Raw genomic sequence first — 8,050 nt, 5'->3', positions numbered from 1 at the left:
GGGCGGGGGCGGGGGCGGTCGGGGTGGTGGCGTCCATGGCTGTCAGCTCCTCGGGTGGGGCGGTGGGGCGGTCACTCCTGCCACTCTGCGCCCGGGCCGCCCGCGCCGCCTTGGACGTTTCGGAACTTGCCGTCCGCCGGGCCCTCGGCCGCCAGCCACCCGCTCGGCGGCAGCCCGGCCAGGGCGCGGAACTCGCGGGCCAGATGCGCCTGGTCGAAGTACCCGCAGCGGACGGCCAGTTCGGCCAGCCGGGGCGGCGGTGACGCGGCGGCGAGCAGCCGCCGGGCCCGGTCGAAGCGGATCACCCGGGCGGCGGCCTTCGGCGTCAGCCCGGTCTCCCGGCGGAACCGGTCCTGCAGGTGCCGGGCGCTCCAGCCGGTCTCCCGGGCCAGCTCCGCCACCGGAAGCGCACCCCCGCTGCGCCGCAGCGCCCGCCAGGCCCAGGCCACCTCGGGCGGCACCTGCCCGGACGGCCGGGCGGCCCGCAGCAGCGCCCCGTCCAGCACGGCGAACCGCTCCGGCCAGTCGCGGGCTTCGCGCAGCCGCTCCCGCACCTGCGCGGCGAGCCGCCCCAGCACCTCCTCGGCCGGCACGTCGATCCCGGCCAACTCCCCTGCGGGCAGTCCGAACAGGGCCCGTGCGGCGAGCGGGTGCACGGCGACCTGCACGCCGGACTGCGCGCCATCGTGCCTGATCAGCGCGGGGGTGGTGTGCAGGCCGCCGAGCAAGGTCGGGTAGATTCCGGCCGGTTGGGCGGGGTCGGGGTGGCCGCTGATCACCAGCGGTTCGTCGAGGGTGAGGATGAAGGTCAGGTACGGGGAGGGCAGTCCGCGGTGCACGGCGGGGGCGAGGCCGCGTTGCCGGTAGCCGGTGTACCGGGCCAGGTACGGGCGCAGCGCGCCGGCGGGCCGGGCGCGCACGGCCTCGTCGACCATCTCGCCGGGTGCGTCGGCCGCTTCGGTGGCGTCGGTGCTCACCCTTCCAGTATCGGCGGCGCCGGGTCGGCGGGCGCCTGACGGAACGTCTCAGACAGTGGAACGATCTTTCTTACCAGGCGAGACAGGAGCACCATCACCCTCATGGGAAAGCAGTACGAACGCATCGACGGCAGGCTGCGGGAGTTCATAGAACGGCAGCCCGTCTACTTCGTCGCCACCGCGCCGCTCGCCGCGGACGGCCATGTCAACGTCTCGCCGAAGGGCCGTTCCGGCACGCTCGTCGTGCTCGACGAACTCACCCTCGCCTACCTGGACTTCGGCGGATCCACCGCCGAGACCCTCGCCCACCTGCGGGAGAACGGGCGGATCACCCTGATGTGGACGGCCTTCGAGGGCCCGCCGACGGTGGTGCGGGTGCACGGCCGCGGCGAGCCGGTCTTCCGCGACGACCCGCGCTTCGCCGAACTGCTCGGCCGCTTCGACCCCTCGGTGGACGGCGCGGGCCTGCGGGCGATCGTCCTGGTCGAGGCCGAGCGGGTCAGCGACTCCTGCGGGTACGCGGTGCCGCTGATGGACTACCGCGAGGACCGCGACCTGCACGCGCGGTACTTCGAGCGCAAGGACGAGGTGGAGTTCAACGCCTACTGCGAGCGCAAGGAGTACGTCGGCACCAGCATCGACGGCCTGCCGGCGCTCCCGCTGCCGCTCCCGCCCCGGCCGAACTGACCGGGCCGAACGGACCGGGCCGAACGGACCGCGGCCGTGCCCGGACACCACGGCACCGGCGCACGACGAAGCCGCCGCACCCCGGACGGGATGCGGCGGCTTCGTCGCGTGCGGCGCTGCTCGCGCGCGGCCTTACTTGCTCAGGCCGGCCTTGACGGAGCAGACGGGCCAGGCGCCCGGGCCCTGGGCGGCGAGGACCTTCTCGCCGATGGAGATCTGCTGGTCCTTGGTGGCCTGGTTGGCCTGCGCGGCGTAGGCGGTGCCGCCGAAGGCGGCCCAGGTGCTGGAGGTGAACTGCAGGCCGCCGTAGAAGCCGTTGCCCGAGTTGATGGCCCAGTTGCCGGTGGCCTCGCAGTCCGCGACCTTGTCCCAGACGGTCGCGGGCGCGGCGGAGGCGCTGGTGGCCGTGACGAGGCCGGCCACCGGCAGGGCGGTGAGCGCCCCGGCCATCAGAGCCATCCGGACGCGGTTGCGGCGCTTCGGGGTGGCAGTGGTGGTGGCAGCGGCGGTCTCGTTACGGAAAGTCATGAAGTTCCTTTCGGAGGGCGTCTGCGAGCACGCGGAACCAGGCCCTCGGAAGGCCTCGGTTTCGGGGACACGTGACTCGCGTGGTCCGGCACCTCGTCCGGCTCCGGGGCTGAGGCCCTGCGGAGCGGATCGCTCGGTGCAACGGGTTCGAAGGTACGGGGGTGGTTGCGGCGGTTTCAAGGATTCGGGGGTTTGAGCACGTCAGCGGGGTGTTACCGGGCGTAAGGATCAAGGAATTGTGGCGATTTCGCCCGTTTTGCACCTATTTCCAAGATCAAACAGCCCCTCGAAGTGGCCCGGGTCACGCGGACGGCGGTGTGAGGCCGCGCACATCGTCGACAGTGCGTGACGGCCCGCCCGCCCCCGGTGCCGGATCCGCCCGCGCGGCCGTCGCCCCGGGTGGCCCGCGCCACAGCCCTCACCCGGAGTGCCCGCCGTGACCACCCACCGTGGCGGGCATAGCCTCGTCGCCATGAGCAACGAGAGCGATGCGGCGGACGCGGAGGCGGTCGGCGGTGCGGTCGGCGGGGCCCCCGGGCCGGGCACCGGCGGCGCGCCCGCCCACGACCCGGAGGCGGTGGCCGCGCCCAGCGGCTTCGAACTGGGGACGGACGGCCCCAAGGTGATCCTGGCGGGCCTGGACGGCTCCGACTCCTCCTGGCGGGCCACCGCCTACGCCGCCGGACTCGCCCGCCGCCAGGGCTCCCTCCTCGCCGTCGCCTACATCCAGCCCGTCCTCGCCGCCGCCACCGCGCTGGCCGGAGCCGTGGTGGAGGAGACCACCCAGGAGATCGCCGACGAGCTGCTCGCCGCGCTGCGCGAGGCCGAGCACCGGGTGCGCGGGGTGTGGCGGGTCGACTGGCAGTTCCTGACCGTGCGCGGCGACCCCTACACCGGCCTCGCGAAGCTCGCCGACGAGCTGCGCGCCGACGCCGTCGTGGTCGGCGCCTCCGAACAGGCCGGACACAAGGTGATCGGCTCGGTCGCCGTCCGCCTGGTGAAGGCCGGCCGCTGGCCGGTCACCGTCGTCCCCTGACGCCTCCCTCGGGCCCCTCCAGCCCCTCCGGCCACGGCAACCCCGTGCGTCCCGCAGCCGGTGCAAAGGGGTGCGAGCCCGCCCGCCGGGCGGCGGACGGGCGGCCGGTAGGGTCGGGACCATGACGGACATGCCGGGCGCGCAGCTTCCCGGGCCGGCCCGCCCCACCGGCAGCGACCTGCACCTCGACCTCCCCGCCACCGGCGGCCGCCGCGCCGCCCTGATGACCGCCCTGCGCGAGGCGATCCGCAGCGGACGGCTGGCGCCCGGCACCCGGCTACCCCCCTACCGCGCCCTCGCCGCCGACCTCGGACTGGCCCGCAACACCGCCGCCGAGGCGTACACCGAACTCGTCGCCGAGGGCTGGCTCACCGCCCGCCAGGGCTCGGGCACCACCGTCGCCGAGCGCGCCGCGCCCGTCCCGCCCGCCCGGGCCCGCCGGCCCTCGACCAGGCCCGGGCCGGTGCACGACCTGCGCCAAGGGCAGCCCGACGCCGCCGCCTTCCCCCGCACCGCCTGGCTCGCCGCCGCCCGCCGCGCCCTCACCGCCGCACCCAGCGAGGCCTTCGGCCCGGGCGATCCGCGCGGCCGGCGCGAACTGCGCACCGCCCTCGCCGACTACCTGGCCCGCGCCCGCGGCGTGCGCGCCGACCCGGAGCGGATCGTGGTCTGCTCCGGCTTCGCCCACGCGCTGCGGCTGCTCTTCGACGGTGCGGCGCCCGTCCTGCCGCCCGCCGAGCAGGGCCCGCTGGCCGTCGAGGCGTACGGGCTGGGCTTCCACCGCGGGCTGCTGGCCGCCGCCGGGGTCGCCGGCCGGCCGCTGTCGATCGACGAACAAGGCGCGCGGGTCGAGGAGTTGGCGCGCCACCCGGACGTCCGGACGGTGCTGCTCACCCCCGCCCACCAGTTCCCGACCGGCGGGCCGCTGCACGCCGCCCGCCGCGCCGCCGTGATCGACTGGGCGCGCGGCCGCGGCGGGCTGGTCCTTGAGGACGACTACGACGGCGAGTTCCGCTACGACCGGCAGCCGGTCGGCGCCCTCCAGGGCCTCGATCCCGAGCGGGTCGTCTACCTCGGCAGCGCCAGCAAGAGCCTGAGCCCCGCGCTGCGGCTCGGCTGGATGGTGCTGCCGGACCACCTGGTCGACCGGGTGCTCGCGGCGAAGGGCGAACGGGAGGGCTGGGCCAGCGCCCTGGACCAGCTGACCCTCGCCGAGTTCCTCGCCTCCGGCGGCTACGACCGGCACGTGCGCCGGATGCGCCGCCACTACCGGGAGCGCCGCGACCGCCTGGTCGCCGCCCTGGCCGCGCACGCCCCGCACGTCGAGGCGACCGGCATCGCGGCCGGCCTGCACGCCGTGCTGCGGCTGGAGCCCGGCACCGAGCGCTCGGTGCTCAAGGCCGCCGCCTACCGGGGCCTCGCCGTCGAAGGGCTCGCCGACTACCGGCACCCGGCGGCCGGGCCGGCGGCGATGCCGGTCGTCGACGGCCTGGTGGTCGGCTACGCCACCCCGCCGGACCACGCCTACCCGGCCGCGCTCGCCGCGCTCTGCGCGGTGCTTCCGCCGCCCGCCCCGTAAGCCGCCGAACCGTCAGGAGCCACGTCCGGCCCGACCGCCCGACCGCCCGGCCGCCCGGCGCCCGCGGAGCGGAGGGAGGAGCATAGGCCCTCGGGCGGGGCGCGGGGGCCGGAACCCGGGCTGTGGGTCCGGTCCGTCCGCCCGCCGCTCATGCGTCGGTACCGCTCCGCACCGAAGTGGTCACACGGGTGGCGCCGAGCCTCTATGCTTCATGGGCATGTGCAGGACAGTTCGGCTCCGGCTGCCCGGTCCGCACGCCCCGATCGCCCGTCGGGTGCCGGCCACCCCCGTACCGGCACCCGGCGGGCTTCCCGTGTTTCCCGGCCGCCGGCGCGAGCCGCCCGCCGAGCCGCCCGAGCCGCCTCCCGGCCCGTCCTCCGGGCCGTCCTCGGTGCTGCGGGCCTGACCCCCACCCGGCCCGCGTTCCCGGTGGCGCCGACCGCTGCTCCGTGCCCGCACGGCGGGCGGCAACCGGTGCGTCGGCGTGCCGGGTTGACGGCGGTCGCCGCCGCGCGCTCCCGTCCCCGGCCGGCCGCGCGGGCGCCGGAACCGTTGGCGGCCCCGGGTGCGGCGGTGCCGGAATGGTGCGGTGCCCGCCCCGCCAACTCGGGCCGGACTGCCCAAGATTCACCCTATCGGGGGGTACTGGGCCGCCGTGCGGGTCTTGCCGGGTTCTGGTGATCTAGGGTTCCGGATGGGCCGCCGGGAGACGGCGGCCGCGCTCGCGAAATGCGCCAACACCCCCACTGTTCAGCGGATCTGATGATCCGTGACGGCACCTGCCCAGGGCTCCGTACGGGCCCGGCCGCGTGTCCCGACCTCATGAATGGAGACCCCTGCCGATGTCCGTGGACACGAGCCCGGAGACACAGCAGGACCGGCAGCAGAGCCTTGCGACGGCCGCCGCCCGCAACCTCGCCACCACCACCAAGTCCGCGCCGCAGATGCAGGAGATCACCTCCCGCTGGCTGCTCAAGGTGCTCCCCTGGGTGCAGGCCAACGGTGGCGCCTACCGCGTCAACCGGCGGCTCACCTACACCGTGGGCAACGGCGTGGTGGAGTTCATCAAGACCGGGTCCCAGGTTCGCGTCATCCCGGCGGAGCTCGGCGAACTCGCCCTGCTGCGCGGCTACGAGGACGACGAGGTGCTCACCGCGCTCGCCGACCGCTGCCAGCAGCGCGACTTCGGCCCGGGCGAGGTGCTCGTCACCCAGGGCGAGGCGGCCGACCGCATCTTCCTGATCGCGCACGGCAAGATCAACAAGGTCGGCACCGGCAAGTACGGCGACGAGACCGTGGTCGGAGTGGCCGCCGACGGCGACCGTTTCGGCGACGACGCGCTGCTGAACCCGGACGCCACCTGGGAGTTCACCGCCAAGACCACCACCTCCGGTGTCGCCCTCACCCTGAGCCGGTCCGACTTCGCCCAGATCCGGGACAACGCGCCGAGCCTCCAGGAGCACCTGCAGACCTTCCTGTCGCTGCCGCTCCAGGCCCAGAACGAGCGCGGCGAGGCCGAGATCGCCCTGTCGGCCGGCCACCACGGCGAGTACGAGCTGCCCGGCGCCTTCGTGGACTACGAGTTGAAGCCGCGCGAGTACGAGCTGAGCGTCGCGCAGACCATCCTCAAGGTCCACACCCGCGTCGCGGACCTGTACAACCAGCCGATGAACCAGATCGAGCACCAGCTCCGGCTGACCATCGAGGCCCTGCGCGAGCGCCAGGAGCACGAGATCGTCAACAACCCGGAGTTCGGTCTGCTCAACAACGCCGACTTCGACCAGCGGATCCAGACCCACTCCGGCCCGCCCACCCCGGATGACCTGGACGAGCTGCTCAATCGCCGCCGCGACCCCGACTACCTGCTCGCCCACCCCAGGACGATCGCCGCGATCGGCCGGGAGCTCAACGCGCGCGGCCTCTACCCCCACCACGTCGACCTCGGCGGGCAGCAGGTGCCGGCCTGGCGCGGGGTGCCGATCCTGCCCTGCAGCAAGATCCCGATCACCAAGGAGAACACCAGCTCCATCATGGTGATCCGGGTCGGCGAGGACAACCAGGGCGTCATCGGCCTGCACCAGACCGGCATCCCGGACGAGTACCAGCCCTCGCTCTCGGTCCGCTTCATGGGGATCGACGAGAAGGCGATCATCTCGTACCTGGTCAGCGCCTACTACTCGGCCGCGATCCTGGTGCCGGACGCGGTCGGTGTGCTGGAGAACGTCGAGATCGCCCACCGCCGCCACTGAGTTCGCGGTCGGTACGCGCGGGCCGTAACCGGTCGGCGTGAAGATCGTTTTTCTTGACGACGGACGGCCCGCCCCCGGCGGCGGGCCGTCCGGCTGGTTCCTGTGGCGTCCCCCCGGTCGCTTCCGAGGGGGCGCATCACGCATGGTCGCATGCGATCGATTTTGATCGGGACGTGACTGTTTTCGCCCTTCGCGCGTGAGCGGAGCCCCGTGCGGGTGGAGGCCCGTACGAGCGGAGCCCCGTGCGAGCCGGCGAAGCGCGTGCCCGGAGACCCGCGTGACCCGAGACCCGAGAGGTGTGTGGAGCCCATGCCGCAGCGTCGGCAGTTCCGACGGATACCGCTGCACGGCGGTGGGACTGCGGCCCCCGGGCGTCGGGTGCGGCTGGCCGGCGCCACGGTCGGCGTGATCGCGATGTTCGCGCTGGTCGGCGGTGCGACCGCGAACGGCGCCGAGCGGCACGGCGGGCACCAGGGCCCGGCCGTCGACACCTGCGTGTGCAGCGAGACGGACGTGTCGACGGAGGTCGGCCCGGGCGGCAGTGTGGACGTCGGCGTCGACGTGGACGTCCAGGTCGAGGTCACCGTCGACCCGAAGACGGGGGAGCGCCACCACGGGCACCGGCCCCCGCACGGCCACCACCACTGCCACCCCCGGCCGGGCGTCGGCGACGACGAGCCGACCGCGCCGTCCCCCTCGGCCTCGGCCGGGCTCCGGCACCAGCCGGGCCGGCCGGACGGTGAGGAGGGGGACGGCGGGGAGCACGGTGGGCACCATCACCACCACCATCATCACCACCACCCCTGCCCCAGCCCGACGCCGACCCCGACGCCGACGCCGACCCGCTCGCCGTCACCGAGCCCCACCCACACGCCGAGCCCCACGCCCACCCCGACGCCGACCCCCACCCACTCGCCGACGCCCACGCCCACGCCGACGCTGACGCCCACCCCCACCTCGACGCCAACCCCCACGCCGCCGCCCTCGCCGACTC

General features: G+C 74.8%; 5 protein-coding genes and 2 pseudogenes. 5 read left to right on the top strand and 2 right to left on the bottom strand.

Annotation, left to right across the window (positions count from 1 at the left end):
* Window positions 1-71: 71 nt before the first annotated feature.
* Window positions 72-977 carry an AraC family transcriptional regulator gene (locus tag VM95_RS36360; protein ID WP_244179114.1) on the bottom strand — a complete coding sequence of 302 codons (906 nt, stop codon included), beginning with the start codon at window positions 975-977 and terminating at the stop codon, window positions 72-74.
* A 102-nt stretch (window positions 978-1,079) separates the two neighbouring features.
* On the opposite strand from VM95_RS36360, the gene VM95_RS36355 reads away from it, so the two are divergent.
* A complete protein-coding gene (locus VM95_RS36355) occupies window positions 1,080-1,664 on the top strand; it encodes a pyridoxamine 5'-phosphate oxidase family protein (RefSeq protein WP_045705317.1) in 585 nt (194 codons plus the stop codon).
* 135 nt (window positions 1,665-1,799) lie between these two features.
* Here the strand turns inward: VM95_RS36355 and VM95_RS36350 are convergent.
* Window positions 1,800-2,192 (bottom strand): annotated as a pseudogene (locus VM95_RS36350) (transglycosylase family protein); the annotation flags it as partial.
* Between the two features lie 472 nt (window positions 2,193-2,664).
* On the opposite strand from VM95_RS36350, the gene VM95_RS36345 reads away from it, so the two are divergent.
* The 4 genes and pseudogenes from VM95_RS36345 to VM95_RS43480 form a co-directional block, all read left to right on the top strand.
* Window positions 2,665-3,228 (top strand): universal stress protein, encoded by a 564-nt coding sequence (locus VM95_RS36345; protein ID WP_078861126.1) that lies wholly within the window; start codon window positions 2,665-2,667, stop codon window positions 3,226-3,228.
* A 121-nt stretch (window positions 3,229-3,349) separates the two neighbouring features.
* Window positions 3,350-4,807: a MocR-like pyridoxine biosynthesis transcription factor PdxR gene (gene pdxR, locus VM95_RS36340; protein WP_244179112.1), complete on the top strand. Its 1,458-nt coding sequence runs from the start codon at window positions 3,350-3,352 to the stop codon at window positions 4,805-4,807.
* An 842-nt stretch (window positions 4,808-5,649) separates the two neighbouring features.
* Window positions 5,650-7,056 (top strand): family 2B encapsulin nanocompartment shell protein, encoded by a 1,407-nt coding sequence (locus VM95_RS36335; protein WP_045705313.1) that lies wholly within the window; start codon window positions 5,650-5,652, stop codon window positions 7,054-7,056.
* A 309-nt stretch (window positions 7,057-7,365) separates the two neighbouring features.
* A pseudogene (locus VM95_RS43480) lies at window positions 7,366-8,050 on the top strand (hypothetical protein); the annotation flags it as partial.

Origin of the sequence: Streptomyces rubellomurinus (assembly GCF_000961885.1) — a bacterium.
Lineage (GTDB): Bacteria > Actinomycetota > Actinomycetes > Streptomycetales > Streptomycetaceae > Kitasatospora > Kitasatospora rubellomurina.
The sequence above is the reverse complement of the archived record's forward strand: the minus strand, read 5'-3'. Positions and strand labels throughout refer to the sequence as shown.